29 protein-coding genes and 1 pseudogene are annotated in these 24,186 nt (G+C 58.6%); 16 read left to right on the top strand and 14 right to left on the bottom strand.

The window, feature by feature from the left end; genetic code table 11:
• The first annotated feature begins 28 nt into the window (after window positions 1–28).
• Window positions 29–232, top strand: coding sequence for a hypothetical protein (locus A6U87_RS06050; protein WP_065690349.1), 204 nt, complete (start codon window positions 29–31; stop codon window positions 230–232).
• 254 nt (window positions 233–486) lie between these two features.
• Here the strand turns inward: A6U87_RS06050 and A6U87_RS06045 are convergent, their stop codons facing one another.
• Window positions 487–687 (bottom strand): cold-shock protein, encoded by a 201-nt coding sequence (locus A6U87_RS06045; protein ID WP_065690348.1) that lies wholly within the window; start codon window positions 685–687, stop codon window positions 487–489.
• A gap of 692 nt (window positions 688–1,379) precedes the next feature.
• On the opposite strand from A6U87_RS06045, the gene A6U87_RS06040 reads away from it, so the two are divergent.
• Complete coding sequence (locus A6U87_RS06040) at window positions 1,380–1,691, top strand: DUF736 domain-containing protein (protein WP_065690471.1); 312 nt, start codon at window positions 1,380–1,382, stop codon at window positions 1,689–1,691.
• 292 nt (window positions 1,692–1,983) lie between these two features.
• Window positions 1,984–2,148, top strand: a complete 165-nt coding sequence (locus A6U87_RS30075; RefSeq protein ID WP_198928673.1) for a hypothetical protein — start codon at window positions 1,984–1,986, stop codon at window positions 2,146–2,148.
• A 23-nt stretch (window positions 2,149–2,171) separates the two neighbouring features.
• On the opposite strand, the gene A6U87_RS06035 is transcribed toward A6U87_RS30075, so the two are convergent.
• The 6 genes from A6U87_RS06035 to traC all read right to left on the bottom strand — a co-directional run bounded on the left by A6U87_RS06035 (window position 2,172) and on the right by traC (window position 8,186).
• A complete protein-coding gene (locus A6U87_RS06035; protein WP_065690347.1) occupies window positions 2,172–2,435 on the bottom strand; it encodes a WGR domain-containing protein in 264 nt (87 codons plus the stop codon).
• A gap of 250 nt (window positions 2,436–2,685) precedes the next feature.
• A complete protein-coding gene (locus tag A6U87_RS06030; RefSeq protein WP_065690346.1) occupies window positions 2,686–4,212 on the bottom strand; it encodes a globin-coupled sensor protein in 1,527 nt (508 codons plus the stop codon).
• Between the two features lie 281 nt (window positions 4,213–4,493).
• A complete protein-coding gene (locus A6U87_RS06025) occupies window positions 4,494–5,504 on the bottom strand; it encodes a PAS domain-containing protein (protein ID WP_065690345.1) in 1,011 nt (336 codons plus the stop codon).
• 241 nt (window positions 5,505–5,745) lie between these two features.
• Entirely contained in the window at window positions 5,746–7,692 is a 1,947-nt protein-coding gene (gene traG, locus A6U87_RS06020) for a Ti-type conjugative transfer system protein TraG (RefSeq protein WP_065690344.1), read from the bottom strand.
• Window positions 7,679–7,894: a type IV conjugative transfer system coupling protein TraD gene (gene traD, locus A6U87_RS06015; protein WP_065690343.1), complete on the bottom strand. Its 216-nt coding sequence runs from the start codon at window positions 7,892–7,894 to the stop codon at window positions 7,679–7,681. Before traD ends, traG begins: the two co-directional genes overlap by 14 nt.
• A gap of 4 nt (window positions 7,895–7,898) precedes the next feature.
• On the bottom strand, window positions 7,899–8,186 hold the full coding sequence (traC, locus tag A6U87_RS06010) for a conjugal transfer protein TraC (RefSeq protein ID WP_065690342.1): 288 nt from the start codon (window positions 8,184–8,186) through the stop codon (window positions 7,899–7,901).
• 254 nt (window positions 8,187–8,440) lie between these two features.
• Here traC and traA point away from each other — a divergent pair, with 254 nt between their 5' ends.
• The 7 genes from traA (at window position 8,441) to A6U87_RS05975 (ending at window position 16,004) form a co-directional block, all read left to right on the top strand.
• Window positions 8,441–11,749, top strand: coding sequence for a Ti-type conjugative transfer relaxase TraA (traA, locus tag A6U87_RS06005; RefSeq protein WP_065690341.1), 3,309 nt, complete (start codon window positions 8,441–8,443; stop codon window positions 11,747–11,749).
• Window positions 11,746–12,312, top strand: coding sequence for a conjugative transfer signal peptidase TraF (gene traF / locus A6U87_RS06000; RefSeq protein WP_065690340.1), 567 nt, complete (start codon window positions 11,746–11,748; stop codon window positions 12,310–12,312). Before traA ends, traF begins: the two co-directional genes overlap by 4 nt.
• Window positions 12,302–13,462: a conjugal transfer protein TraB gene (locus A6U87_RS05995; protein ID WP_065690339.1), complete on the top strand. Its 1,161-nt coding sequence runs from the start codon at window positions 12,302–12,304 to the stop codon at window positions 13,460–13,462. The genes traF and A6U87_RS05995 overlap by 11 nt, the downstream gene beginning before the upstream one ends.
• Before the next feature lie 13 nt (window positions 13,463–13,475).
• Window positions 13,476–14,108: a TraH family protein gene (locus tag A6U87_RS05990; protein ID WP_065690338.1), complete on the top strand. Its 633-nt coding sequence runs from the start codon at window positions 13,476–13,478 to the stop codon at window positions 14,106–14,108.
• Window positions 14,109–14,266: 158 nt separating this feature from the next.
• Window positions 14,267–14,539 carry a BON domain-containing protein gene (locus tag A6U87_RS05985; RefSeq protein ID WP_065690337.1) on the top strand — a complete coding sequence of 91 codons (273 nt, stop codon included), beginning with the start codon at window positions 14,267–14,269 and terminating at the stop codon, window positions 14,537–14,539.
• Between the two features lie 117 nt (window positions 14,540–14,656).
• The gene (locus tag A6U87_RS05980; RefSeq protein WP_065690336.1) at window positions 14,657–15,052 is read left to right on the top strand and encodes a DUF1236 domain-containing protein; all 396 of its coding nucleotides are present in this window, start codon (window positions 14,657–14,659) and stop codon (window positions 15,050–15,052) included.
• A gap of 124 nt (window positions 15,053–15,176) precedes the next feature.
• Window positions 15,177–16,004 (top strand): DUF1236 domain-containing protein, encoded by an 828-nt coding sequence (locus tag A6U87_RS05975; RefSeq protein ID WP_065690335.1) that lies wholly within the window; start codon window positions 15,177–15,179, stop codon window positions 16,002–16,004.
• Between the two features lie 553 nt (window positions 16,005–16,557).
• Here the strand turns inward: A6U87_RS05975 and A6U87_RS05970 are convergent.
• On the bottom strand, window positions 16,558–16,830 hold the full coding sequence (locus tag A6U87_RS05970; protein ID WP_244499430.1) for a PAS domain-containing protein: 273 nt from the start codon (window positions 16,828–16,830) through the stop codon (window positions 16,558–16,560).
• 148 nt (window positions 16,831–16,978) lie between these two features.
• Here A6U87_RS05970 and A6U87_RS30355 point away from each other — a divergent pair.
• Window positions 16,979–17,158, top strand: a pseudogene (locus tag A6U87_RS30355) (hypothetical protein); the annotation flags it as partial.
• Between the two features lie 39 nt (window positions 17,159–17,197).
• Here A6U87_RS30355 and A6U87_RS05965 read toward each other — a convergent pair.
• Complete coding sequence (locus tag A6U87_RS05965; protein ID WP_244499429.1) at window positions 17,198–17,380, bottom strand: hypothetical protein; 183 nt, start codon at window positions 17,378–17,380, stop codon at window positions 17,198–17,200.
• A gap of 197 nt (window positions 17,381–17,577) precedes the next feature.
• Complete coding sequence (locus A6U87_RS05960) at window positions 17,578–18,099, bottom strand: hypothetical protein (RefSeq protein WP_065690334.1); 522 nt, start codon at window positions 18,097–18,099, stop codon at window positions 17,578–17,580.
• On the opposite strand from A6U87_RS05960, the gene A6U87_RS29555 reads away from it, so the two are divergent.
• The gene (locus A6U87_RS29555; protein ID WP_141683909.1) at window positions 18,062–18,700 is read left to right on the top strand and encodes a hypothetical protein; all 639 of its coding nucleotides are present in this window, start codon (window positions 18,062–18,064) and stop codon (window positions 18,698–18,700) included. The two genes, A6U87_RS05960 and A6U87_RS29555, sit on opposite strands and share 38 nt — an antisense overlap.
• Window positions 18,701–18,829: 129 nt before the next feature.
• Here A6U87_RS29555 and A6U87_RS05950 read toward each other — a convergent pair whose 3' ends face one another.
• A complete protein-coding gene (locus A6U87_RS05950) occupies window positions 18,830–19,267 on the bottom strand; it encodes a hypothetical protein (protein ID WP_065690332.1) in 438 nt (145 codons plus the stop codon).
• Window positions 19,268–19,490: 223 nt separating this feature from the next.
• Between A6U87_RS05950 and A6U87_RS05945 the strand changes: the two genes are divergently transcribed.
• The 3 genes from A6U87_RS05945 to A6U87_RS05935 all read left to right on the top strand — a co-directional run bounded on the left by A6U87_RS05945 (window position 19,491) and on the right by A6U87_RS05935 (window position 22,336).
• Window positions 19,491–19,769, top strand: coding sequence for an HU family DNA-binding protein (locus A6U87_RS05945; RefSeq protein WP_065690331.1), 279 nt, complete (start codon window positions 19,491–19,493; stop codon window positions 19,767–19,769).
• 564 nt (window positions 19,770–20,333) lie between these two features.
• Window positions 20,334–21,722, top strand: coding sequence for a sensor histidine kinase (locus A6U87_RS05940; protein ID WP_065690469.1), 1,389 nt, complete (start codon window positions 20,334–20,336; stop codon window positions 21,720–21,722).
• Entirely contained in the window at window positions 21,719–22,336 is a 618-nt protein-coding gene (locus tag A6U87_RS05935; RefSeq protein ID WP_065690330.1) for a response regulator transcription factor, read from the top strand. The genes A6U87_RS05940 and A6U87_RS05935 overlap by 4 nt, the downstream gene beginning before the upstream one ends.
• Here A6U87_RS05935 and A6U87_RS30350 read toward each other — a convergent pair.
• Entirely contained in the window at window positions 22,333–22,842 is a 510-nt protein-coding gene (locus A6U87_RS30350) for a hypothetical protein (RefSeq protein WP_065690329.1), read from the bottom strand. The two genes, A6U87_RS05935 and A6U87_RS30350, sit on opposite strands and share 4 nt — an antisense overlap.
• Window positions 22,843–22,964: 122 nt before the next feature.
• Between A6U87_RS30350 and A6U87_RS05925 the strand changes: the two genes are divergently transcribed.
• Window positions 22,965–23,369, top strand: a complete 405-nt coding sequence (locus A6U87_RS05925) for a helix-turn-helix domain-containing protein (protein WP_342587879.1) — start codon at window positions 22,965–22,967, stop codon at window positions 23,367–23,369.
• 29 nt (window positions 23,370–23,398) lie between these two features.
• Here A6U87_RS05925 and A6U87_RS05920 read toward each other — a convergent pair whose 3' ends face one another.
• Window positions 23,399–23,803, bottom strand: a complete 405-nt coding sequence (locus tag A6U87_RS05920; RefSeq protein WP_065690327.1) for a response regulator — start codon at window positions 23,801–23,803, stop codon at window positions 23,399–23,401.
• Window positions 23,804–23,811: 8 nt separating this feature from the next.
• Window positions 23,812–24,129 carry a hypothetical protein gene (locus A6U87_RS05915; RefSeq protein WP_065690326.1) on the bottom strand — a complete coding sequence of 106 codons (318 nt, stop codon included), beginning with the start codon at window positions 24,127–24,129 and terminating at the stop codon, window positions 23,812–23,814.
• Between the last annotated feature and the right edge of the window lie 57 nt (window positions 24,130–24,186).

Below are 24,186 nucleotides of genomic sequence, written 5' to 3'. Positions count from 1 at the left end.
CCTTTCTCCAGTCAAGGAAGTGATCAAAATGTCGTACCGAAACATCCTCGCCGAAACGAAGCCTCGCCTGGAGGCGCTGGTAAGCGCGCTCGTGGCGGAAGGCGCCGAGCATAACGCGGTGCTCGATGTCCTTGAGAAGGAGCTCGGCAATCTCCGACAAAAGCAGACAGTCGCATCTATCGATCGTGCCACTGTCGAAGAACCGTCGAACGATTGGCCATCTGCTGAGTGACGATTGCGGTGCCCCTTCTTCCAGTGGAAAGCGCTTACGTGCAAGCGGCGTTTCCAAGCTGAGAAGTGATGGCCCGCCTCTCTTGATCTCAATAGGTCGCCCGCGAGCTATCGGCCATCGGCATCACTGTCGATGCGCTCGAAATAGCCGTGATGTTAAGTCGCCTAGCCTTTGACCACGGATGTCTTGCCAATGGCAGAAAAATGGAAGGAAAGGTCGGTGCGAATTCGCGCCGACTTTTTTGTCGTTCACGATCAAGCTGGACGGACGTTCTCCGCCTTGGATTTTCCGGTCTTTCGATCCTGGCCCAGATCGTAGCTGACATTCTGGCCATCCCGCAGCGACCCGCCCTGGACAGCAGAGATATGCACGAAGACGTCTGGGCCGCCATTGGTTGGCGTGATGAAGCCGAAGCCCTTGTCCTGATTGAAAAACTTTACAGTGCCGTTCGCCACGAACTTCTCCGGTGGTTCAATATTCCTGGTCCGCAGTGATAGACCGAAGGGGATCGCAGGCAAGTAAGGGTGCCATTTGCAGTCCAGTCCTTGAACGATGGCGCCGAGATACGGAACCCACGATCTCCGGCGATCTCAAATCCGAGACCGACGGGATCTCTAGTCGTCAGCATTCACTGACCGCGGCGGCGACCGACGTCCAGAGGCTGATATCATTGGCGGCCCGAAGATCCGACGCAGATCACGATCGCCGCGCCCGTCTTTTGTCGGATTCTACAAGAGACCAGCGGCCCCGTGCACGTTAGATTCCGCGGCGTCGACGCAAGGACGCATGCGCCACGTCGTTGAGAGGGGGTGAACAGACCACTCGCATGACTTCTGCAATATGGCGAGCAACCTCTGCCAGGATGTCCGCGTCCTTTGCACGGGTGGCGGCGCTCCATCTGCGTTCTCGATGGGGCATGTCTGACCGGAAACCAGCTTCGCCTCGCTCGTTATCCCGCAACGGCGGCCCCGGAACTTTCTTCCCCTGACGGCTACGCCGCCATTCCTCGCGGGACAAGAAAGTCCCCGGTCCACCGCCCTTCACGATGTTCCGGCCCTTGGGGTGCGGTCCGATCGTTTCCGATCTTTTCGACTGCCATCGAGGCCGCGAAGGGCGCAGCTTCGAAACAAGCAAAAGGAACTTGAACATGGCTACCATCGGCAACTTCACCAACACCGAAAACGGCTTCTCCGGCTCGATCCGCACTCTCGCACTCAACGTCAAGGCCCGCATCGCTCGCGTCGAAAACCCCTCCGACAAGGGGCCGCACTTCCGCATCTATGCCGGCAACGTTGAGCTCGGCGCAGCCTGGCAGAAGCGCTCTACCGAAACCGACCGCGACTACCTCTTGGTCAAGCTCGACGATCCGAGCTTCCCGGCTCCGATCTTCGCAAACCTGATCGCGGTCGACGGCGAGGAAGACTACCAGCTGATCTGGTCCCGCCCGAACCGGGGCTGACGTGCACAAGGCCCCGCCCGCAAGGCGGGGTTTTCTTTTCCCATTGGAAGCCAGAGGCAGGCATCGAGCCAGCCTCCGGCTTTCCTGGTGCCGCACGAGAGGTGAGGTCTGCTCGGACCGAGCGAGGGTGCCGTGACGAGCGTACAGCCTCAAGGACGTCCGGTTCCCCCAAAATGCTGGCGCATTTCGGCTCCCCCACACGCCGCGCGGCGGTCGCTGTCGCGATCCCTGACCCTGTCCCCTCGCCACGCCCGCGGACGTCATCTTTCTCAAACATCAGGAGTTGACGACGATGACAATCGAACAGCACATCGAGGAACTGCGCGCTGATTTGCGGAATGCATGTGAGACCTATGAGCGCCGCGCGATCGAGGTCGAGCTTGAGTGCGCTCAGGCAGAGCTTGCAATCATCGTTGCCGAGCAGGATGGACGCCTTGACGTGAAGCCGCCGTTCTAGGCGGACTCCGATGACCGTGACGCCTACGCAATTCCCTGGCGATCACCGGGGGGACGATAGCCCTTCGCGCGCTTCTGGCGGGCAAGGCTGAGAAAGAGATCGACGGCATCTTCTTCCCGTTCGAAATGATGGTTCTTGTGCTGACCATTTTTTCCGATGCGTCCCCATGACCGAACGAGACATGCCTGCCCGAACAACGTCGCCGTGATTTCCAAGGCGTAGTAGCGCGCCATATTCTTCGTGGCATCGGTGCGTTCGACATAGAGATGGTAGGGCTGCGTGATCATGCCGGCAGGATCTTGAATTCTCCTGCCGGCGTCCAACGAGACTTATGAATCAGTTGAAGGGCATCGATTCACATCAGTGATGGTTCTTGCGCCAGACACGGCCCTATTCGCCGCGCGAGTCCAGCCCGCAAGTGGCCTCTGCCTGTGCGGGCTATGGTTTGTTCGCGTACAGCCCGATGACGTCTTTACGCCACAAGCGCCATCGAGAATCTGGCTGCCGGTAGGGCATCCGGGAAATGCCACGCTGGGATCAAGCGCTACGCAGGCGTCGGACGTATGATTGGTTCGAACTCCGGCTTGAAAGCGATGCAGATCCCTGGTTGGCGAGTTTGAAGCCAGCGACCAACGATGAAAGACGAGATGCTTCTTCGGACAGTCGCACGGTCGCCGCTGACGACTCCTCGACCATGGCAGCATTCTGCTGGGTTATCGTGTCCATGTTCCCGACGGCGACGTTGATTTCGCTGATTCCAGTAGCCTGCTCCTGCGAGGATTTGGCGATGTTTTCCATGTGCTCATCGATGGCTCTGACCTGAGTCCCGATGCTTTGGAGCGCTGCCCCCGTCTTGTCGACGAGTGTCACACCGCGCAGCACGTCCTGTGCGGACCGCCCGATGAGGACGTTTATCTCCTTGGCAGCTTTTGCGGATCGTTGAGCAAGTTCGCGCACTTCCTGGGCAACAACTGCGAACCCCTTGCCCTGCTCGCCCGCGCGAGCCGCTTCGACGCCGGCGTTAAGTGCAAGCAGGTTGGTTTGAAAGGCGATGTCATCGATCACTTCGATGATGGCTGTCATCTCCTTCGATGAGCTCTCGATCTCGCTCATGGCCTGAATCGCTTCTTCAACAACACTCCCGGAGGCGAGTGCTTCCGAGGCGGATTGCCTTACGAGGCTCTGGACCTCGCGGGTGCGATCCTGCGCTTGCCTGGAGATCGCGCTAATTTCCTCCAACGCTGCCGCAGTCTCCTCAAGGGCCGTCGCTTGCCTTTCGGTGCGACGAGCCATGTCGTTCGTCGCGGCCGAGATTTCTTGTGATTGCTCGCTCACCATCGCCACGGCCGCATGAATTTCGGAGATTGCTACGCCAACGCTGTGAAGCGAGCTATTGTAGTTGTCCTTCAACGACTGGAAACCCTCGCCTACCGGCTCGACCAATTGCGCGGTTAGATCGCCAGAGGCAAGCAGTTCCAACGCACGGTCCAATGCCGCGACCGCATGGTCCTGCTCGCCCTTGAGCTTCTGCTGCTCACCTTCTGCCTTCACGCGCTGCTCGCTGAGCGCTTCGAGGTAGACCGAAATCGCGTAGTCCATGTCAACCAGTGCGGCCTTCACCACCGCTGAGATATCGTCGCCGAGTTTGCTCCGCTTGGATCGCATCGTGAACCCCGACAGTTCGCTATCAATAACCGAACGTATGATGCTCTCAACGATCAACGCATAGCCGCCAATGTACCACCGGGGTTCAAGTCCTAGACGTGCATGCGTCTTCCCAACCGCTGTAACCGCTTCGACATAGGTCTCGTCGAACTTGGCGGAGGCAATATTCTCCCAGTGGCGAACCTGTCGCTCCTTCGCGTGCTGGATATGAGCCTCGCTTGAAAAGAACTTCGAGGTTTCCGAGTGGACACGAGCCTTCGAATAGAAGACGTTCAATGCGCCGTCTAGTGAACGACCGATCACGGGTCCAAGGGACGCTAGCGATTGCCGCTGCTTTTCATCAAGCCCGACGAATTCGAGGCGTTCATTCAATTTGGCCTGGGAGTTGCGATCGCGCATTTGCCATAGCTTTCTGTTTGCGGAGCCGTGAGGCTCGCATGAATTTCATCATGGTTGTCGGAGATCGGCAGATGGACAGTCTGTATCCAGCCGCCGCTTCTGCGTCCGATGCTAAGAAATGTAGCAGAGCTGTTTTAGGGAGGGCTTAATCTCGTAAAGACTTCGGTAGCCATATCGAGGACCCAAATTGCTCAATCGCGGGAGATGAACAATTTTTGCTCTATTGGTGTGTGTCTACTGGCCGGTTTTCGTCCATTTCTGATCGGGCCCAACCCTGCCCTTTATGGATGGGGTCGAAAACCGATCGACACGTGTCCGTTTTCATCTGTTCGAAAGACAAGGCCGCGGGCTTCGAATGTTGCCCTGACTTGCTGGACACTTTCCGACCTGACCGACGTGTGAGCCGCTTCCATGCGGCGAATAGTCGAAAACGATACACCCGACTGATTTGCAAGCTCCTGAGCGGTCCAATCCAAAAATCCGCGCGCCGCTCGAATCTGGGCTGAACATAAATTCGCTTCGCCCGGTTTGGAAGCGGCCGCAGCGTCAACGACGGAGTAGCCGATCCATTGCTCGATCTCCCTGGAAGACCCGATAAGTGGCATGGCCCTACTCGCCCTGACCACGTACTGTCCGGCGCGAGTTCTAACCCGAAACCTCGACGAATACTCCGTTCGGGTGTTAAGCGCCATTTTCCAGCTATTTCGGAATTGCTCGCGGTCATCCGGATGGATTGCTGCCAGCGCTGACCAGTCGTGTGCCTGCGCCGCGGTTTCGCCCGTAAGCTGCGTCCAATCCGCTGTCTCTATCAGCTTGCCGGTGGATGTCGCCCTCCACACCTTGCCCTTCAATAATTGCGTGAGAATGCCCGCAACCTTGGCATCTGTCTCGATCGATGCCTTCGACTCCTCTTCATCGGTCACGTCAACGATGACGCCAAAGAGAAGTATGGGGGTGCCGTTGCGATCCAGATGAGGTTGGGCTTTGCTGAGAAGCCAACGCAAACTTCCATCGGGCCGGATGACGCGGAACCGACGATTCTGCAGCCGCTTGTCCGACGCGAGTCCAACGGCGTCATCGAATTTTATCTGGTCATCGGGGTGCACGAGCGACTGGTACAGATCCAGTGTCGGAATAACGCTGAAGGGATCGAAGCCGAGGATCCGAAACAGGCCTTGAGACCAAACGACTTCGGACGTTTGCAAACGCCAACTCCAGGTCCCCACGTTAAGCTTTTCCTCCAGGAGTCGGAGTTTTGCGTCTGCACTTTTAAGCAGGCGAGTATAGGGCATGGATAGATTTCCCGTGGTCGCGACGGAGACATCACTCGGCGTCCAAAGACAGCATCGCTGAGATTACTTCGCAACTCAGCGCCCGCTGTTATAGGTTCAGCCAAATCAGAGTGTCCAATATTGTTTGCCTGCTCGCGCCGCTAGCGAAAAATGCGCCAACATCCATTCGAGAAATCACGAATGAAATATTGCCGTTGGCTGTGGCGCGATCCCCAGGAAGGTGTAGTCATTCCTCATCTGCCTAGCTCGAGTCGAGGATCCGCATCGACGAAGCCGCTGGATGATAGAACCGGTTTTGTCGCACACATGTCCTCATATCATCGCGTCTGAACCAGATTGCCCGGCCGCATCTGAGCGGCGGATTGCCTGCGGTGAAAACGATCTGTTCGTCGGCGCGCATCCGCAGTACCTCGTGAGGCTGGATCAGCGGTCTGGCTGCCAGCTGCTTTGATCGTGTTCGCGAAGATCCGCGCGCTTGAAAGCTGCGGCTGACCTGGTCGATTTCGACCGTGGTCATGCCACAGCGCCGGGAGATGTAATCAGCCGTCTCCGGATCGTTGATGGCGGCGAACGAGATCCAGCTCGCGCTCTCGAACCACTTGCTGGACGCATCGCGCCCGCCATAGGTTTCGCGCAGCTGGCCGATCGATTGATAGATCATCGTCAGCGTGATGCCGTACTTGCGGCCGGCGTCGCGCGTCGTCTCCAGGATACGCATGTAGCCAAGCCTTGCGGCCTCGTCGAGCAGGAAGAGCGCGCGGCCCTCGATTGCACCATCTCGGTTATAGATGGCGTTGAGAAACGAACCGATGATGACGCGTGCCAGTCCCGCATGGGTTTCCAGCGTCTTCAGGTCGATGTTGATGAACACGTCGATCTTGCCCGAGGCGATGTCGTCCGTCGAAAATGCCGAACCCGACACGAGTGCCGCATAGTTCTGGTAGGACAGCCAGTGGGTTTCCTTGATTGCGTTGGCATAGACGCCGGAGAAGGTCTCGGCCGTCATGTTGACGAAGGCGGCGACGTTTTCCTTTACGAACCGGGATTGCGAATTGTCGTAGATATCCCGTAGCCGCTCGCGCAGCTTCGGCTCAGGTTCGGCGAGATTGGTGCGCACCTGGCGCAATGTCTGCTGCTCTCGCGCCGTTTGACCCGACAGACAGACATCAGCAATGATCGCGGTCAACAGTTGCTGGCCGGAAGCGCGGAAGAAGTCGTCTCGAATGCCGGAGGCGCGGCCGCTTTCGCTCATGATCCAGGATGCGACGGAGGCGATGTCTTCTTCCCTGGTGCCGCCGAACTTGCCGATCCAGTCAAGCGCGTTGAAGCCGGTTGCCGGTTGGCGCGGATCGAGGATCCGAACCCTGCGGCCAGCGTCTTCGCGATGCTGCGATACCATCGGCGCGACTTCGTTCGATGGGTCGAGGACAACCAGCGTCCCGCCCCATTTGAGTGATGTCGGGATCGTCACCGATGTCGTCTTGAACCCGCCCGAACCAGCGAAGACAATCCCGTGGGACGAGCCGAAGGAACCGTCGAAGCAGAGTAGAGGTGCCTTGCCTCCCTTTCCCCAACTCTCCCTGTCATCAGCCCGAAAGCCGCGAGCAGTTAGCCCATCGAGATCGACCCGGTATTTCTCGCCCACGACGATCCCGCCCGCTTCGGCAAAGAGCTGTCCGGCCTCCTGCAGTTTCATCCAGTTGGCTTCGCCATGGAGTGCGCGCTTGCCGATAATCCGCTTTGGCTCGGATCGCACGAACGCGGCGTTTCCGACCAGTGCGGCTCGCAGTGCGAAGCATCCCGTAGCCAGCACAGCCGTTGCGCCGATCATCGTCGCTGGATCGAGATATGCAGCCACGGACTGGTCATCAGGAACCTTGTCGGCAAGTGCTGCAAGGCGCGATCCTTCCCGGGCGATGGCGACGAGGATCGTGCCAACGCTTCCACCGAGCGCGCCCCATCCCGCGAACCGGATGTGGGTGGATCCGGCAGATGCGAAGAGCCAGACCAGGCTGATGGCGGCAGCGGCGAGATAAGGTGTCGCAATGCCAATCCTGCCGAGCGTCGATCTCAATTCCTCGGTCTTGCCGAAGGTTGCGAACCATTGATCAACTCCGGCCAATCCAATGGCAGCGCCGATCATCAGCAGGGCGACGGCGATGGAAAGAAGTATTCTAGCCACTGTCATTGCCGAAGGTCTCCGCGCCGACTGCTGTCAGCCGTGCCCGCTCGCCGGGATCCTCTCTGAGACGATCAGCGAGCTCAATGAGCGCGCCGAGCAACATCGCCCGCTTTTCGAAGCGGAGCCCAGCCTTAACGATCAAGCCTCCAAGCTCGATCTTCTCGCGCGTGTCCTTCTTGCGAGCGGCAGATGTCGAGGTCCTTGCCATCCGCTCAAGCCTCGTCACTGCTGCGTGCAAGCGCGCCAGGCGGGATCGTCGATATACCCCGGCTGCTTGCGCCGCCCCTTTCATTCCCGCTCGATCGGCCTTTGGCTGCGCGAAACCGGTTCGCCACATCCTCGAACGCGGTCTGGAGCGCGCTCTCGTCGATCTCGATGTCGCCAACACCGGCCTTGAGCGCGATCCGTCCAATCCGCTCGGCGTCGCGTGTTTCCGCGGCCTTGAGCGCGTCTTGCAGTTTCGCGATTTCTTCGCGGATTTTCGAGGATGGCTTTTTCATTCCGTCTGTCTCCCTTTGCTGAAAATCCGATGCTGGGAGCAGAGATTTTCAGCAGGGAGGGCGCAGCGCACTACTGTTAATCCTACAATCGCCAAGGGCGATGCCTTGGTGGATGATCACGGCCGTTCCAAAGGAGCGGCATCCAAGTGCGCAATTATACGTCGCTGATGCGACGCCTTGCTTGGCCCTTGGGCCGAGGCCGCCACGCCCGACGAACCTGTTGGATCTGTTCGATCGAAGGAGTTGCGACGCGCATGGCCGTCCCGCATTTTTCAGTCAGCATCGTCGCCCGCGGCTCCGGCCGCAGCGCCGTGCTGTCGGCTGCCTACAGGCATTGCGCCAAGATGGACTATGAGCGGGAGGCGCGCTCAATCGACTATTCCCGCAAGCCGGGCCTGCTGCACGAGGAGTTCTCCATTCCGGCCGATGCCCCGCAATGGCTGCGGACCATGAGTGCGGATCGCTCCATATCCGGCGCCTCGGAAGCCTTCTGGAACAAGGTCGAGGATTTCGAGAAACGCTCGGATGCGCAGCTTGCCAAGGACGTGACCATCGCTCTGCCGATCGAGCTTTCAGCGGAGCAGAATATCGAACTTGTGCGGGATTTCGTGGCAGGGCACATCACGGCACAGGGCATGGTTGCCGATTGGGTGTTCCACGATGCGCCGGGCAATCCGCACATCCATTTGATGACCACGTTACGGCCGCTGACCGAAGACGGGTTCGGGCCGAAGAGAGTTGCCGTCCTTGGCGCTGATGGCAAGCCGGTCCGCAACGACGCCGGCAAGATCGTCTACGAGCTATGGGCTGGTGGTGCCGAAGATTTCAACACGTTTCGCGATGGCTGGTTTGCCTGCCAGAACCGCCATCTGGCGCTTGCCGGGCTCGACATTCGTATTGATGGCCGTTCCTTCGAAAAGCAGGGCATCGGGCTCACGCCGACGATCCATCTTGGTGTCGGCACGAAAGCGATCGAGCGGAAGGCAGGCCGTGCGGAGGAAAAAGCTGCACTTGAGCGGTTGGAGTTGCAGGAGGCGCTGCGCGCGGAGAATACCCGCAGGATCCAACGCAATCCGGAAATCGTGCTCGCGATGATCACGCGGGAAAAGAGCGTCTTCGACGAGCACGACATAGCGAAGATCCTGCACCGCTATATAGATGATGCCGCTCTCTTCCAAAGCCTGATGGCACGCATCCTGCAGGGCCCTGAGACCCTTCGTCTTGATCGCGAACGTCTTGACTTCGCGACCGGCATGAGGGCGCCAGCAAAGTACACGACACGAGAACTCATCCGGCTCGAAGCCGAGATGGCCAATCGGGCGACCTGGCTCTTCAACCGATCATCGCATGGCGTTCGCCGGCCTGTGCTTGAGGCAACCTTCGCCCGTCATGAACACCTTTCGAACGAGCAGAAGTCCGCGATCGAGCATGTCGTGGGTGATGAGCGCATTGCCGCTGTGATCGGTCTCGCCGGCGCTGGCAAGACAACGATGATGAAGGCGGCGCGCGAGGCGTGGCAAGTGGCTGGCTATCGCGTGGTTGGCGGCGCGCTTGCCGGTAAGGCGGCAGAAGGTCTCGAGAAGGAAGCGGGCATCGCCTCCCGCACGCTTTCATCCTGGCAGCATCGCTGGACCCAGGGCCATGGACAACTCGACGACAGATGCGTCTTCGTTCTCGATGAAGCGGGCATGGTTTCATCTCGTCAGATGGCGCTGTTCGTCGAGGCCGTTACCAGGGCAGGTGCCAAGCTCGTTCTCGTTGGCGACCCGGAGCAGTTGCAGCCCATCGAGGCCGGTGCCGCCTTCCGGGCGATCGCTGATCGCATCGGTTATGTGGAACTCAAGACAATCCACCGGCAGCAGGAGCAGTGGATGCGTGACGCGTCGCTCGATCTGGCGCGCGGCAATGTCGTAAAGGCTGTCGAAGCCTATCAGGCCAGGGACAAGGTGATCAGGACCGAGCTGAAGTCCGACGCGATCTCGAGCCTCATCACCGACTGGAACCGTGACTATGATCCGGCAAAGTCCACCTTGATCCTCGCACATCTGCGCCGCGATGTCCGAATGCTGAACGAGCTGGCACGCATGAAGCTCCTCGAGCGCGGGATTATCGGGGCCGGTTCGACCTTCGAGACGGCCGACGGCAATCGCAATTTCGCCGCCGGCGACCAGATAGTCTTCCTGAAAAATGACGGCTCGATCGGCGCCAAGAACGGCATGTTGGGAAAGGTGGTAGAGGCCTCTCCCGGGCGCCTCATGGCTGTGACTGGCGAGGGCGGACATTGTCGCCGGATCGTGGTCGAGCAGCGGTTCTACAACAATATCGATAATGGTTACGCCACGACCGTGCATAAGAGCCAGGGCACCACGGTCGACCGGGTCAAGGTGCTGGCCTCGCTCTCGCTCGACCGGCACCTGACATACGTGGCGATGACCCGTCATCGTGAGGATCTTGGCGTCTACTACGGAGGCCGATCGTTCGCCAAGGCGGGCGGCCTGGCTGAAATCCTGTCTCGCAAGAATTCCAAGGAAACATCGCTCGATTACGCCGGCGGAAGCATTTACCGGCAGGCACTTCGCTTCGCCGAAGCGCGCGGGCTCCATATCGCCAGCGTTGCAAGGACCGTCGCGCGCGATCGTCTCGAATGGACGATTCGGCAAAAACAGAAGCTCGTCGATCTCGCCGGCCGGCTCACGGCCATAGGCACCAAGCTCGGCTTCGCTTTGTCGACAGGCAAACCAATTCCCACTGCAGCAGAGGAGGTCAAGCCTATGGTGGCTGGTATCACCACCTTCCCGAAATCCATCGATCAGTCTGTCGAAGACAAGCTCGCGGCAGACCCTGCGCTCAAAAGACAATGGGAGGAAGTCTCGATGCGGTTCCATCATGTCTACGCGCAGCCTGAAGCAGCGTTCAAGGCGGCCAATGTCGACGCAATGCTGAGCGATCAGGAAGCAGCGGCGAAGACGATCGCAAGAATGGCCGGGGAGCCTGAAACCTTCGGCGCTCTCAAGGGAAAGACAGGCTTGCTCGCAAGCCGGGCCGACAGATTCGACCGGGATCGCGCGCTCAGGAATGTCAAGCCGCTCGCCGACAGTATCGGCGACTACCTGCGCCAACGCTGCGAGGCCGCACGGCGAAATCATGCTGATGAGCTGGCGGCGCGCAAACAGCTCGCGCTGGAGATCCCTGCTCTCTCGGCCCATGCGAAAAGCATCCTAGAACGCGTTCGCGATGCCATCGATCGAAACGATCTGCCGTCTGGCCTGGAATTCGCACTGGCGGACAGAAACGTGAAGGCCGAACTCGATGGTCTTGCCAAGGTGGTCTCCGAGCGTTTTGGAGAACGGATGTTCTTGTCGCTTGCAGCCAAGGACACGAACGGCGAAACCTTCCAACGGGTTACATCGGGCATGAACGCCACGCAGAGGAGCGAAGTCGAGCGGGCGTGGAACACGATGCGCACCGTGCAGCAACTGCAGGCCCATGAGCGAACCGTGACTGCGCTCAAGGCATCCGATGCAATGCGACTGACGACGGGCCAGGGACTGGCTCTCAAATGACGGTTCCGGTCGAAAAGGGAGGGCGCCTTGGGCACGGTCGCAGGGTCGCACTCTGGCGTCTGGGCGTCTCGGCCATTGCTGCGCTCTTTGGGATCATCGGGCTGGGTGCGACCGGCTTCCGTGTCAACGTCACGCCGAGTGAACCCCTGGGCCTATGGCGGATTGTCGGTGTCGATCGAGTGTTGCAAAATGGCGATCTCGTCTTCGTCTGCCCGCCCGTCACCGATGTCATGCGCGAAGCGCTCATGCGCGGCTACCTTCGCCCCGGGCTTTGCACCGGCGGTTTCGCCCCGCTGATTAAAACGGTGGCTGCGAACTCCGGTCAGCGCATCGAGATCGGCGGTCTGGTCCGCATCGATGGACGACCACTTCCCCACTCAGGGCTCATGCCCAGGGACGGTCAGGGACGGCGGATGGTCGCCTTTGCCGGGGGTGCGGTCCCACCAGGAGAAATCTATCTGCATTCCGACTTCCCCGGGTCGTTCGACTCGCGGTACTTCGGGCCGCTGCCGGTGGAGAGCGTGCTCGGATTGGCGCAGGAGGTTTGGACCTATGCGCCGTGATCATCTTCGCGCGGCGTCACTGATTGCGGCATCGGCGACGGTAGGTTGGATCGGTTGGAGTGGCAACGTCTTGTCTCTTCCCACTGCTGCTCTGTTTCCGGCAGTCTGGTCGCTTTCGAGAACCCGCGGGCACGCCGTGGTGGTTTCGGCTGCATACTTCCTGGCCGCGTCGCGCGGTTTGCCGCAGGGTGTCGCGAACTTCTACTCATCCGATATCTGGCCCGGTCTGCTGCTGTGGTTGATGGCGTCAGCCGGGTTCGTGATCGTCCATTCAGTGCTCTGGACAGCCAGAGCCAAATGGCGAAAACCTCTTCGCTATCTGGTCGCATGTGTCGTCATCGCCCTCCCTCCCTTCGGGATCACGGGATGGGCGCATCCGGTCACGGCGGCCGGGGTCTTGTTTCCGGCTTGGGGGTGGTGGGGGCTGTTGGCGATGACAACCGGGCTGGTGCTCATGACGACGCGCCATTCGCCGCTTGTCGCCATTGTGATGACAGGCTTCTGGCTCTGGTCCGCCGCCGAGTGGGCGGAACCGATCCTGCCTGCATCGTGGCAGGGCGTCGATTTGGACATGGGTTCCTCTCTGGGCCGCGACGCGAGCCTGGAGCGACAAGAGGCGCTCATCCAGCTCGTCGCGCGCCAGGCGCCTGGAGCGATTGTCGTCCTTCCGGAAAGCGCACTCGGTTTCTGGACGCCGACGCTCGCTCGACTTTGGCAGGCAAGGCTAGCCGGGACCCGCACCACTGTCATCGCTGGCGCGGCGATCATCGAAAAGGGCGGATACGACAATGTCCTGGTGAGCATCTCGCCGGATGGCAGCGACATCGTTTATCGAGAGCGAATGCCCGTCCCCGGATCGATGTGGCAACCGTGGAGCAGCCGGATGTCAGACGGTGGTAGTGCGCGAGCGCATGTCTTCGCAAATCCGGTCGTCAGGATCGCCGACACCAGTATTGCGCCGTTGATTTGCTACGAGCAACTCATCGTCTGGCCCATTCTCCAATCAATGCTTCATGATCCCGACGTCGTCATCGCGGTCGGCAACGGCTGGTGGACCGCCGGCACCTCGATTGTCGATATCCAGCGCGCAAGTACCCTGGCCTGGGCTCGCCTCTTTGACAAACCCCTCGTTACTTCCTTCAACAGCTGACGGGATAGACACAATGCTTGATGCAGGCCTTATCGAAAAATGCGCCGATCCGTCCCTGACGCCGGCGATCGTCGAGCAGTTCGTCGCGGCAGCGGGGTCCGACGATCCGCTTGCAGTCACCATTAAATCCGGCGGCCGGCTTGTACTCGTCCCGAAACCGACGACGCCCGAAGAGGCGCTCGAGATCATCAAGCAGCATGTCGGGAAGGCCAGCGTGCGCATCGGCCTAACACAGTTTCCGGCAGGCATCGGGATTACCGACATCAATCAGCTGGATGGCGGTGTGGTGGATGCCTGTGAGAACTTGAAGCGGGGTACAACCATGTTCGCAAAAATCGCCCGCATCGTGACGAAATGGTATGGCAGTCCAACGAACCCGGAAGTGGTCCCTCACCTGTTTGAGGATGCTGTTCATGCCTGGAAGACAGGGGAATTCGACGGTGCCAAGGTATTTTATGCGGATGACCCGGGAGGTGCCACGTTCCTGCGCGCAAATGCTGTCCCAACAGCTCGCCAGAATGATGGAGGCACGCAGCCGAACTCCTGGGGCCGCGTGGAGGACAACGGCCGTCCAGCGGTCGCTCGGGGCGTTGCTGAGCCTTCGGAAATACGCATCGATCTTTCGAGGATCGGCGGCGGCGAGTGATAATGCTGCATCTGTGAACAAAGGATGGGGCGAAGCGACCCGAAGGATATCAAGTGGAGGTGGGACCTAAGTCTGACTGGCAAAGCTTAGCGGCGTTCTTACTTTAGAAGGACGCAACATACGAGGTTCCTTTGAGGGGAGGAGCGGAAGGAGTGACAATGAAATTCGGCTCTGACAGCTTCAGCCACGAGGAGTGCTGTTCACAAGGCCACGGTTCCGCATCGACGATCGCGACGATCCAGTCCGCGCTGTCGGCTGATCCAGACATCGACAGCAGCGCCATTACGGTCCGCATGCTTGGTCCGATAGCTTTGCTCGAAGGTTACATCACAGACCTATGTGACCGTGACAAGTCGATTGCGATAGCCGCATCGATTGTCGGGTTCGAGAACGTCCAGGACCGGATGTTGAGCCGCTTTCCGACCCAATAGGCGGGATAGGGCCATGGTCCAGCAGACCCCGGACTGAAGTCCGGGGTCTGGAACCCACCCCTCCCTTGGCTGTTTGATTCCGCAGCGGAACAGACCGCTATCAAGGAGGAAAGCAAAATGAATATCAAAACAGTAGGAATGGTAGTCGCGAGCCTGATGGTGTCGACTTCCGCCTTTGCGCAGTCGTCGACGGTGACGGGAGCGGTTGGAGGTGCCGCAACTGGGGCGATTGTCGGCGGGCCCGTTGGAGCGGCTGTAGGGGGCATTGTAGGCGGCGTCGCCGGCACAGTGCTTGATCCGCCCCCGCAAAAACTCGTCACCTACGTTCAACAAGCTCCCGCTCCTACGGACCGTGTTGTCGTCAAGGAGAAGGTAGTCGTCGGGCAGCCGCTTCCAACGACGGTGATAGTGACGCCCGTGCCGGACGATCCGAAGTATGCCTATGCAATCGTCAACGACGAACGTGTCATCGTCGAGCCTTCGTCTCGGAAGGTCATTCAAGTCATTCAGTGACTTCCAGGCCCTTGCCTGACCGACAGGCGGCGCGAGCCGCCCCTTTCCAAAGATCATGGGGATGCAGGCACCGCAGCGAATTGCGGGTTACATGTCGTGCGTCCCTACAAACCGGAGATTAGCCATGCGAAAAAGCCATCTCACAATGATCCTGGCAGCGCTGTCACTCAGCGTGTCGCCACTTGCAACGCTGCCGGCAGCAGCTCAGAGCAGCAAGACGCAGTCACAAATGGAAATGCAATCGGGTTCCGGTGGGCAGGCGGATGCCCAGTCAAGCTCGCAGACCGTCCAGTCCCAGTCCGGATCCAGTGCATCTGGCACCGACTGTACGCCGGATGCTTCCGGTGCATGTCGGCAGGGTAAGCCACAATCTGCCGAACCGAAGGGTGGTGGAGGCGCCGGTATGCAGAAGAACGCCAAACAGCCATCCAGTGACAATTCGTCGACCGGCGGAACCGGCTCCGAGAAGTCTTCGGCAGAGGCGAAGCCGAATGGCGGCTCGCAAGACGGCGGTTCCACGACCGAGCAGAAGTCCAATGCCAAAACGGGAGCGCCCGATAACGATGGCTCGGTCGCCACGGGGTCGAAAAGCGGCACGCAGGATTCCAAGTCCGGCAACACCATCACGCAGAACAATGGATCGCAGAAGCAATCGAGCGATCAGGGCTCCGCGACAACCAACACCAAGACCAACGTCAACGTGACTGTCGAGCAGAGGACCGAAATTCGTCAGGTGGTGAAAGAGGTTCATGTAGAGCCGGTGAAGGAGGTCGACTTCACCGTCTCCGTCGGGACCAGGATTCCCAAACGGGTTCACCTTGTCCGGCTGCCGCCGCGGATCGTGAAGATCGTCCCCGCGTATGAAGGCTACCGGTTCTTCATCCTTGCGGATGGCAGGATCGTTATCGTCGATCCCCATGTTCTTACCATTGTCTACATCATCGAAGCGTGACGGGAACATCCGGCGGTGCCTTGTTGCACCGTCGGGTGCCCCCTTTGGAGTATTTCATGATTTATAACGAAGGAAAACCTTCTGGAATCGGTTTTGTGTCGATCGCCATTCTGATCGCGATCGCTGCTATTGTCTGCAGTCTGATATTTACGACTGGTCACGCGACATCCACGCGAGTCTGGGTCCCCCAAAATTTGGCAAGCTCTTGATGGCGAGTCGCAATCTCGCGACCACACTGGCGGGGGCGATCGAAACCGGACGCCAAGCGTGACATGTGCTGCCGCGCCAACCGTACGTTACGGAAGGGAGACGACTTTCCAAAATCCGTATTCACAACAGCGAGTTGGCATCAGCAGGGAAGATGCTAGATAGCCAGCTTCCGCACGGTCTCTATGAGGTGGCCCGAATTTGTCGGCTTCCCAGGTTGATCGCGTCGCAGAGGACTGGATTTGACGCCAGTTCATGGCCGGAAAATGCAGTCGTAAGCACGAACGGGACGTTCAATCGTTGTAGTTCCAGAGCGACGGCGGTCGTCGGGAAATCGTGCTTCACTTCAAAGGCCGATGACTGCGGCTGCTCGCGGTATGACGAAAGATATGAGCTGTCGTAGCTCGGGAATATCCCATTGCCCGTTTCCAAGCCCGAAGAAATTCTGTGAGAGGATGTCCTCCCGATCGACTTCGAAGGCGTTGATGAACGCGTTGTTCGCTGTGGTGACGCAATAGTGCTGATCTAGGACGACAACCGGCTGGGTCATGGTGTCCACCACACTCTGAGCTTGCACAGGCCCAGTTTTCATCAGGCGATACAAATCTTCCAGCAGCATCGGCGCCACCCCGGTCCCACCACTCGCCAAAATAGGGCGGCCGAACAGAAGCCGCCCTGCCGAGATCCCGTATCAAGGATAGTCGCGATCAAAATAGGCCGCTTCACAAGCTTGGCAATGTCTTGCTCCGACGCGCAGCTGCCACTCGTGGCGGGAGCATGACGCGGCAGCGAAAGCAGAAAACCGAAGGCGCGCTGCGTATCAAGCAAAGCTGACGCAATCACTGAAGAAGAAAGAGAAGTCCAAACGGACTGAACAGAACGCCGACGAACTCATGACCGGGTTGAGCGGATGGGAAGAGTTCGGTAGCGACGGTCTCCTGCGCTGAAATGCCGTGGCGGTCGGTAGCGCTCCCAGTGGGCCTCGGTCAAAGCTGCCGACCCTGTTCCTCCGCTTGCATCCGCGCCACCCGGAGGCGTTCCGTCTTCGCCGCACGATGTCGCCGCTCTGCGTCAGTCACTTCTCTTGCCGTTTGACTGGTGCGCTCGAAATCAAGTTCCCTCTTGGCGGCATTACGTGAATCCCTTGCCGGGACATTGTCGTTCATCATATGAAATTCCTCCCTCCCTTAAAACGCGCGAGAGGACGGATGGATGCGGTACGATAGCGTACAGGCGTCCGGCGCAAGGTCTGCGCGAGTACTCAGATCCCATGTAATGGTGACGCGGGGCAGTTCATTTGAAACGCTTCAGCCTACAACAACTATGAAACATTCTCCCAGCGCTGCGGGCTTGTTCGTGGCCTGCGTCAACCATCGCGAAATCGTTCGAGCATTGCCCTTAGCTGCGAGTTTTGCTGACGAAGGTGGTTTGCCAAAAGCCATTTTAGACGTCGATTTTCTTCTTCAAGAATGAAGAGATCGTTTTGATCGCTGCTTTGCGACGGATGGTCGTCTCGAGATGATCCGCTCTCGGCGCGCCTCTGGTTCCTGGGGGTTTTCTTGCGCAGGATCGCTCCCTCGGAGTGCTGGCGGCCAACGGTTTGTTGCGCATTTGAGGGAGGCACCCGTTCGGCCTTTTCAGTTGGACCGATGGTCGCGGCAGATAGCTCTTCAGTCGTCGCACCGGTCGCAATCTCCAGCGACTGTTTTTCCTTGACGCTAATTATCTCTGGCCCATCAATGGGCGTAAACAGATGTGGCGCATCAGCCGCCGCCTCCTTCAGCATCGCCTTGAAATCAGTTGTTCCCCAAACCGCATTCTGTGTGGCGTTCGTGCGCCGGCGACCGGACTTGATCTCGACGACGAATGGTCGAACTGGTTTCTTCATAAAAACGGATCTCTACGGCTACGAGTTTGACTCACGATTGGTTGAAGCGATCGAGCATCGCTCTAAGCTCGGCATTCTGTTTATGCAGCTTCTGGGACAACTGGCGCCGCAAGTCCATGATTTCTTGGTCCAGCTCCGCCATTTCCTGGACGAAGCTCCGGTTTCTTGTTGGCGTTTGCGGCTGTTCACCCTCACTGATTGGAACAGCGCCTTTGACGGTTTCTCGCGATCTGAGGGTCTTCGCCTTGTGGCCTTGCCGAATGCGTGCTCGTTGCGCTGGCTGTGCCGCTGCGCGATCGGTGGTCGGCAGCTTGCTCACGGCCCATTGCTCCGCAGCTTGCCCTGTCACGATCTGCTCAGACGGCGGGATCGCTTTCCGACCAGAATCCTCGCGAACGCCGCCATGCGCCATCTCCCCGGCGGGGGGACTGACGCGGTCTATGCGACCAGGCTCGGGGATATCGTCGGACGCTTTCGCCGCGTGGACCGCGTCAGCTGGAACAGGTTCCCGATCGGCCGTGCCGTCATCCGCGTTATCCTCCCGAAGGTCGTCGGCCCTCTTTTTGCGGGACGTCAACTCAGCAAGGAATTTCCAGGGTGACTTCATAGCGCTCTTACCTCCGGCAAGCGTCACCGAATGTGGGGACGCGGTGTCTCGGGGCTCGCGACAAGAACCCGATGATATCCTTCAATGGGAATGCCGCAGGTAAACCGATCTCTGACCGATCTTTTATCGATCCAGCCCAAGTCGTTTACGCAGATCTGCGTTCTCCGCCCGCAACTTCTCTGCCAACAACTTGCGCAGCCGTTGATTTTCTTCCTCGAGCTGAATGAGATCGGCGATCTCATCACGAACCGGACTAGAAGCAAACTGCTTTGCCGATAGCTCAGTCGATTTCACCGTTTTGGGAGCTTTCGCGGCCGTTTTCGCCTTGATTTTGCTGGCTGGATGCGCCTCTGCGGAAGATATTGATGCGCCGTCAAGCTGTTTGCTACGCCTTCCGCGCTTGCCCTTGACGGGCGCTGCAGCAACAACCGGGGCCGAGTCCGCTCCGGCAGTGGCCGTCCGAGGCCGACGTGGCGCTCGCTGCTTCTTCAAGGTCGGCGTCTCAACCGGTCCGCTCACCTGCTCATCCTCAGCCGGGCTTGCGTTATTTTCATCGGCCATTGTGTATCTCCCTCTGTGGTCAGCATTTCTTTTCGGACGTGCAGCGGAAGGAGTCAATAAGCGCGCCGATCCCGCTCTCCGGACACACGCGTATCTTGCGACTGAGAGGTCGCTTGTCGGCGGAAATTGTGGAAAAGGCGGCGAAACGGGACCAGGCAACGCAACGCTGAGTGACAAGGCTGGAATCTCAAGACATCAATCTAGCGGCAACAGGAGCTGAACTATGACGACCACAAACGAAATCGCCGACAAAATCGCTGCCGAACATGGCCTGACGAAGGCGCAAGGCAAAGCCGTTGTCGAAGGAGTATTTGCAGCTATTACGGCAGCGGCTCTCTCGGGTGCGGAAAGTTCGATCCCGGGATTTGGGAAGTTCAAGGTTAAGGCAACGCCTGAAAGAGAAGCGCGTAACCCGGCCACCGGTGCGGCCATCAAGGTTGCGGCCGCAAAAAAACTCGCTTTCGCCCCTGCCAAGGCGCTCAAGGATTCCCTCAATAAATAAACGAGGTGCGGTGGCCGCTCGCATGGGCTTAAACAAAGCAACAGCACCGTAATCGGGGTTTACCGGCTGGCAGAGTTGTCGCGGCCTTTGCCGTTACGAAAAGTTCGAGATGACCTAGGAGATCGGATGTGGAAGTCTGATCATTCCCAGTGACAGGAGGGCTCGCTACTCGATACATGCGAACCCTCCGACCTCGACGGTCACCGGAGTTTTCCGTGCAAGGTCCAGTGCTAAAATAACGGAACAATCTCGCCATGGTATCCGACTGAAGTCCCAAATCGCCGATACCTGCGACTATCGCCTTGTAGGCAGCTCAACGCCGCGCTGTTTGTTCTGGTCGGGCCTCGGAGCGATGAAACGGAACGACATTGCACGTAGCTCGTTACGAAGGAATGGTGTCCCCGCCCGAGCAAAGACGCTCCTCGCCCCTTCATTTCCACCGACGAGCGGCTGCGCGTCCCGATGGTCGGCCCATGACTTTGATGACTGATCATATAACCGCTTCTTGTGGACTTTTTCCGAGGTAGTGCCATGTCTGTCGGGTATCAGTCCCACAAGAAGCAGATGCCCCGGTTAAGCCGACGCCCCTATTCCCTTGCGACACAGTTCTTTGTTACCGGAGGTGTGGTCTCGATCGTGACAATGTTTGTCATCGGGACCATTCTGACGCACGTCATCGAAGCAGCTGTCATCCGACACACGGGTGCGACGACGGCACTCTTTGTGGATAGTGTCGTCGCTCCCATCCTTCCCGACATGCAGACGGAAAGGGTCCTGGACGAAGGCAGCGCACAAGCCCTAGATGAAGCGCTTATGCAGGGAGCACTTGGAAAGCGTCTCGTTTCGTTCAAGTTGTGGCGCGGCGATGGAACGGTACTCTATTCAAATGACAAAAATCTCGTGGGGCGGCGCTTCCCGGTCAACGAAAAACTGGGCCAAGCCTTCGAGGGAGCGCTTGTCGCGCATTACGAGGTCGCGGAAGATCCGGAAAGCCAGGAGGAACGAAGGCTTGGAAAGCCGCTCATGGAAATTTACAACCCAGTCCTGCAGCCCTGGTCTGGGCAGCCGGTCGCAGTGCTTGAATTCTACGAGACCGCTGAAGGTCTCAGCGACAGTCTCCTCAGTGCTCGCGTCTCGACGTGGGCTTCGGTAGCTGGGCTCACAGCAGTTTTTTTCCTCGCTTTGTCAGCCATCGTATTCCGGGGCAGCAATCTGATTGAGAAACAGCGGACGGAGCTCAGGAGCAAGATCTCGGAATTGTCGGCGCTGCTTTCGGAAAACCAGGCACTCCAGCGGCGCCTTAAACGCGCATCGCAGCGCGCTGCAGAGCTTAATGAACGGTATCTTCGCAGCGTCGGGGCAGACTTGCATGACGGCCCTGCGCAACATATCGCTTACGCTTCAATGAGGCTCGACAGCGAACTGCTGACACATCCCCGAACGAGCACGGAAACGCGCGAAAAGGAACTGTCCTGGATACGATCGAGCCTTGCGGAAGCGATGGCGGAAATCCGCGCCATCTGTCGTGGCCTGGTGCTTCCACAAATCGAAAACGCCTCGTACAGTGAAATCCTCAAGCGCGTCGTCGATGCCCATGCCACCAGGACATCGAGTACGGTCCAGGTGAACGTCGAAGACGATGGATCAAGTCTTGCGGCGGCAATAAAGATATGTGTTTACCGCTTCACGCAGGAAGCGCTCAACAACGCCTATCGCCATGGGGGCGGAGTGCGTCAGTCTGTGACTGCCAGGCTGTGTGAGGGAATGGTTCATATCGAGGTCCGCGATCAAGGGGAGGGTTTCGATCAGGACACGGTCAGGCCCACCAGCATAGGTCTCGCTGGATTACGAGAACGCATAGACAGCCTCGGGGGCGTTTTCGAAATAAATACGGGCCACGGCGGGACGACCGTGTCCATGTCGCTTCAGGCAACTGATGTGGAGCAACTATGAATGCGATTACCGTCGGCGTCATCGACGATCACCCGCTTTTTCGCGAAGGTGTCGTGCGCAGCCTCTCGGAAGTTGAGGGCTTCATCATCATCGGCGAGGGTTCGACCGCGCAGGACGCCGCTAAGTTGGCGCTTTCTGATCGTCCCGACATTCTTCTGGTGGACGTTTCGATGCCCGGGGGCGGCCTCAACGCAATCAGCGAGATTCTCGCTCTTAGCCCATCTACCCGCATCATTATGCTAACCGCCGATGAGGAAGTCGACACACTCGCGTCAGCGCTGCAGCGTGGCGCTGTCGGTTATGTTTTGAAGGGAGTCGGGTCGCGAGGATTGGCCGACGCCATCCGGAAGGTATACTCAGGGTCCAAGGTTGTCTCCCCTTCCATGTCTGCCAAGGTTCATGAAAACACGCTCGAGGGGGCGTTGCAGGGTAAACTGACACCGCGTGAACGGGAGGTTATGGATCTTGTGGCCGAAGGACTGTCAAACAAGCATATTGCCCGGCGCCTCGATCTTCAGGAAAAGACCGTGAAGCATCACCTGACTCAAATTTTTCTGAAACTGGATGTAACCAACAGGACGGAAGCGGCAATCAGGTGGAGCAAGCGAGCCTAGCGCAAATATCTGCTGAGACGGCTGGCATCCGCTTTTGTGGCTAGCCGATCGTTTATTGTTCGCCCCTTTTGATCCTTTATCGTGTAGCGGCCGTTGACGATGGACTCGGTTATGCCATTGCGGTGCCGCACGCGTATCGATCCGTCAGCACTTCTGGTCGCCTCGGCTACCGAACGAGATGAAGTGGTCGAGGCATCATCAGGCTGGGCGGAGGTCGTCGCAGCAGACCCGGCCGATCCGCCATTTCCCTGGCCGTTGCCGTTATTTCCGTTCCCATTCCCATTCCCATTGCCATTGCCATTCCCGTTGCTACTCCCGTTCCCGTTCCCGTTCCCGTTCCCGTTCCCGTTCCCGTTCCCGTTGCCGTTCCCGCCACCATTGCCATTGCCATTCCCATTCCCATTTCCGCTATTGGCAAGAGCATCGAGCAGGCCAACAGGAAAGAGCGCGGCAGCGAAAGTGCCGACAACGATCGTTTTCACGAGGTTTCGCTTTGAGAGGTCCATTGCTCGAATCCTAATTCTGGCAGGTCACAATTGTACAGCAGGCGGCTTGAGATCTCCATGCACATTGAAGCTGGTTCGCCGGGCCGACGGCATAAAGCCTCGACTTCAGATCGGCTGCTGATATGACGTTTGTGGCTCATCGACGATTCATTGACCCTCGATTGAACGGAGCATCGATGCCTCGGATCAACACAGACAGCACGGCTGAGATAGACGAAGAGATTGGCGACAGACTTCTGAACATTCGACTGGCGCGTGGCATCTCTCAAGCAGAGCTTGGGGACAGTCTTGGCGTTTCGTTTCAACAGATCCAGAAATACGAGCGTGGCAGTAACCGCATGTCGGCGTCCGTTCTGGTCCTGATCTGCAAGGAGCTGAAAGTCAGTCCAATGACCCTGCTCGGTCAGTTCTTCGAGAACGATGATGGAGCCGGCGATGCCGACATTCTTCGACGGCTGATTGAAGCCGAGGATCGGCTCAGGCAGATACGCGGGCTTTGCAGCAAAGCGTCGGGAACCGAAGCTTGACATAAAGGCCCAGCGTGGCATTTCCGCTGTCACTGCAGGTTTCCTGAGTATTTATCCCGTGCCTTGTCTGGACGAGGGTGCGAGCGGATCTTGCGCCGCCACATTGCTGCCAGCCTCAGACCTTCCACGATCTTTTGGGCATTTGGTGGCCCCTTGGCTTCATCGGCCGCCGTTTGGTTCGCAATACTGTGAGAGTCGCCGGCCAGCTGAATGACACCGATCTCAAATCTGTTGACTAGTTCCCTGGCAAGCTCTCGCCCTGTCAGTTGGTCGGCCGGAGACACATCCAGAATGGCAATGTCAGTCTCCGGCGCCAACTCCAACGCCTCTGTGGCATTCCTTGCGATGCCGGCAATCTCGAATCCTTCTGCCAGCGCGACGTCTTCGACCAATTGCGCGAGAGCTGGTTCATTTTCCACAATGAGGACACGCATGGCAGCTCCTAGTGAAAGGTTTGCGTTGTAAGCTTGGGTTTCGGCCCCAGGCCATCCAGCGTTGCAACCAGCTTCTCAAGCTCCGTCAGCAGGTGCTGGAACTCACCGTCACTCATTGAAGCAATCTCGTGGGTTGACGCGGATACGATGGCGACCAGATTGTCTAGCCAAAAGCACTTGCCGGGCTTGACCTTCCACAGCACATCTTCTCGCAAGGCATCCAGTTCGCAAACTACCCGCGACATAAGCACCTTCCGCTGCTCCCGATCAAGCAATGGCAATGCCAGGCGTGCCTCTTGAAGCTGAACGATCATCTCTAACGACATCCGACTTCCTCGTGATCAACCTCATACACTCAATCACAAGTCACAGGCTTCCGACAC

Source organism: Rhizobium sp. AC44/96, assembly GCF_001692185.1.
Taxonomy (GTDB): domain Bacteria; phylum Pseudomonadota; class Alphaproteobacteria; order Rhizobiales; family Rhizobiaceae; genus Rhizobium.
Note: the sequence above shows the minus strand (reverse complement) of the source record. Positions and strands in the feature narration are given on the sequence as shown.

What these genes read in the sequence shown, in the direction of transcription:
- A6U87_RS05920 (WP_065690327.1), bottom strand. Translation starts at nt 23,803, where the DNA reads ATGCGTGTCCTCATTGTGGAAAATGAACCAGCTCTCGCGCAATTGGTC.
- traA (WP_065690341.1), top strand. Translation starts at nt 8,441, where the DNA reads ATGGCCGTCCCGCATTTTTCAGTCAGCATCGTCGCCCGCGGCTCCGGC.
- A6U87_RS06025 (WP_065690345.1), bottom strand. Translation starts at nt 5,504, where the DNA reads ATGCCCTATACTCGCCTGCTTAAAAGTGCAGACGCAAAACTCCGACTC.
- A6U87_RS30350 (WP_065690329.1), bottom strand. Translation starts at nt 22,842, where the DNA reads ATGGACCTCTCAAAGCGAAACCTCGTGAAAACGATCGTTGTCGGCACT.
- A6U87_RS05915 (WP_065690326.1), bottom strand. Translation starts at nt 24,129, where the DNA reads ATGTCGTTAGAGATGATCGTTCAGCTTCAAGAGGCACGCCTGGCATTG.
- A6U87_RS06040 (WP_065690471.1), top strand. Translation starts at nt 1,380, where the DNA reads ATGGCTACCATCGGCAACTTCACCAACACCGAAAACGGCTTCTCCGGC.
- A6U87_RS30075 (WP_198928673.1), top strand. Translation starts at nt 1,984, where the DNA reads ATGACAATCGAACAGCACATCGAGGAACTGCGCGCTGATTTGCGGAAT.
- traC (WP_065690342.1), bottom strand. Translation starts at nt 8,186, where the DNA reads ATGAAAAAGCCATCCTCGAAAATCCGCGAAGAAATCGCGAAACTGCAA.
- A6U87_RS05945 (WP_065690331.1), top strand. Translation starts at nt 19,491, where the DNA reads ATGACGACCACAAACGAAATCGCCGACAAAATCGCTGCCGAACATGGC.
- A6U87_RS06035 (WP_065690347.1), bottom strand. Translation starts at nt 2,435, where the DNA reads ATGATCACGCAGCCCTACCATCTCTATGTCGAACGCACCGATGCCACG.
- A6U87_RS05975 (WP_065690335.1), top strand. Translation starts at nt 15,177, where the DNA reads ATGCGAAAAAGCCATCTCACAATGATCCTGGCAGCGCTGTCACTCAGC.
- A6U87_RS05990 (WP_065690338.1), top strand. Translation starts at nt 13,476, where the DNA reads ATGCTTGATGCAGGCCTTATCGAAAAATGCGCCGATCCGTCCCTGACG.
- A6U87_RS05970 (WP_244499430.1), bottom strand. Translation starts at nt 16,830, where the DNA reads ATGCTGCTGGAAGATTTGTATCGCCTGATGAAAACTGGGCCTGTGCAA.
- A6U87_RS05965 (WP_244499429.1), bottom strand. Translation starts at nt 17,380, where the DNA reads ATGATGAACGACAATGTCCCGGCAAGGGATTCACGTAATGCCGCCAAG.
- A6U87_RS05960 (WP_065690334.1), bottom strand. Translation starts at nt 18,099, where the DNA reads ATGAAGAAACCAGTTCGACCATTCGTCGTCGAGATCAAGTCCGGTCGC.
- A6U87_RS05980 (WP_065690336.1), top strand. Translation starts at nt 14,657, where the DNA reads ATGAATATCAAAACAGTAGGAATGGTAGTCGCGAGCCTGATGGTGTCG.
- traF (WP_065690340.1), top strand. Translation starts at nt 11,746, where the DNA reads ATGACGGTTCCGGTCGAAAAGGGAGGGCGCCTTGGGCACGGTCGCAGG.
- traG (WP_065690344.1), bottom strand. Translation starts at nt 7,692, where the DNA reads ATGACAGTGGCTAGAATACTTCTTTCCATCGCCGTCGCCCTGCTGATG.
- A6U87_RS05925 (WP_342587879.1), top strand. Translation starts at nt 22,965, where the DNA reads ATGACGTTTGTGGCTCATCGACGATTCATTGACCCTCGATTGAACGGA.
- A6U87_RS05940 (WP_065690469.1), top strand. Translation starts at nt 20,334, where the DNA reads ATGCCCCGGTTAAGCCGACGCCCCTATTCCCTTGCGACACAGTTCTTT.
- A6U87_RS05950 (WP_065690332.1), bottom strand. Translation starts at nt 19,267, where the DNA reads ATGGCCGATGAAAATAACGCAAGCCCGGCTGAGGATGAGCAGGTGAGC.
- A6U87_RS05935 (WP_065690330.1), top strand. Translation starts at nt 21,719, where the DNA reads ATGAATGCGATTACCGTCGGCGTCATCGACGATCACCCGCTTTTTCGC.
- A6U87_RS06030 (WP_065690346.1), bottom strand. Translation starts at nt 4,212, where the DNA reads ATGCGCGATCGCAACTCCCAGGCCAAATTGAATGAACGCCTCGAATTC.
- A6U87_RS05985 (WP_065690337.1), top strand. Translation starts at nt 14,267, where the DNA reads ATGAAATTCGGCTCTGACAGCTTCAGCCACGAGGAGTGCTGTTCACAA.
- A6U87_RS06050 (WP_065690349.1), top strand. Translation starts at nt 29, where the DNA reads ATGTCGTACCGAAACATCCTCGCCGAAACGAAGCCTCGCCTGGAGGCG.
- traD (WP_065690343.1), bottom strand. Translation starts at nt 7,894, where the DNA reads ATGGCAAGGACCTCGACATCTGCCGCTCGCAAGAAGGACACGCGCGAG.
- A6U87_RS05995 (WP_065690339.1), top strand. Translation starts at nt 12,302, where the DNA reads ATGCGCCGTGATCATCTTCGCGCGGCGTCACTGATTGCGGCATCGGCG.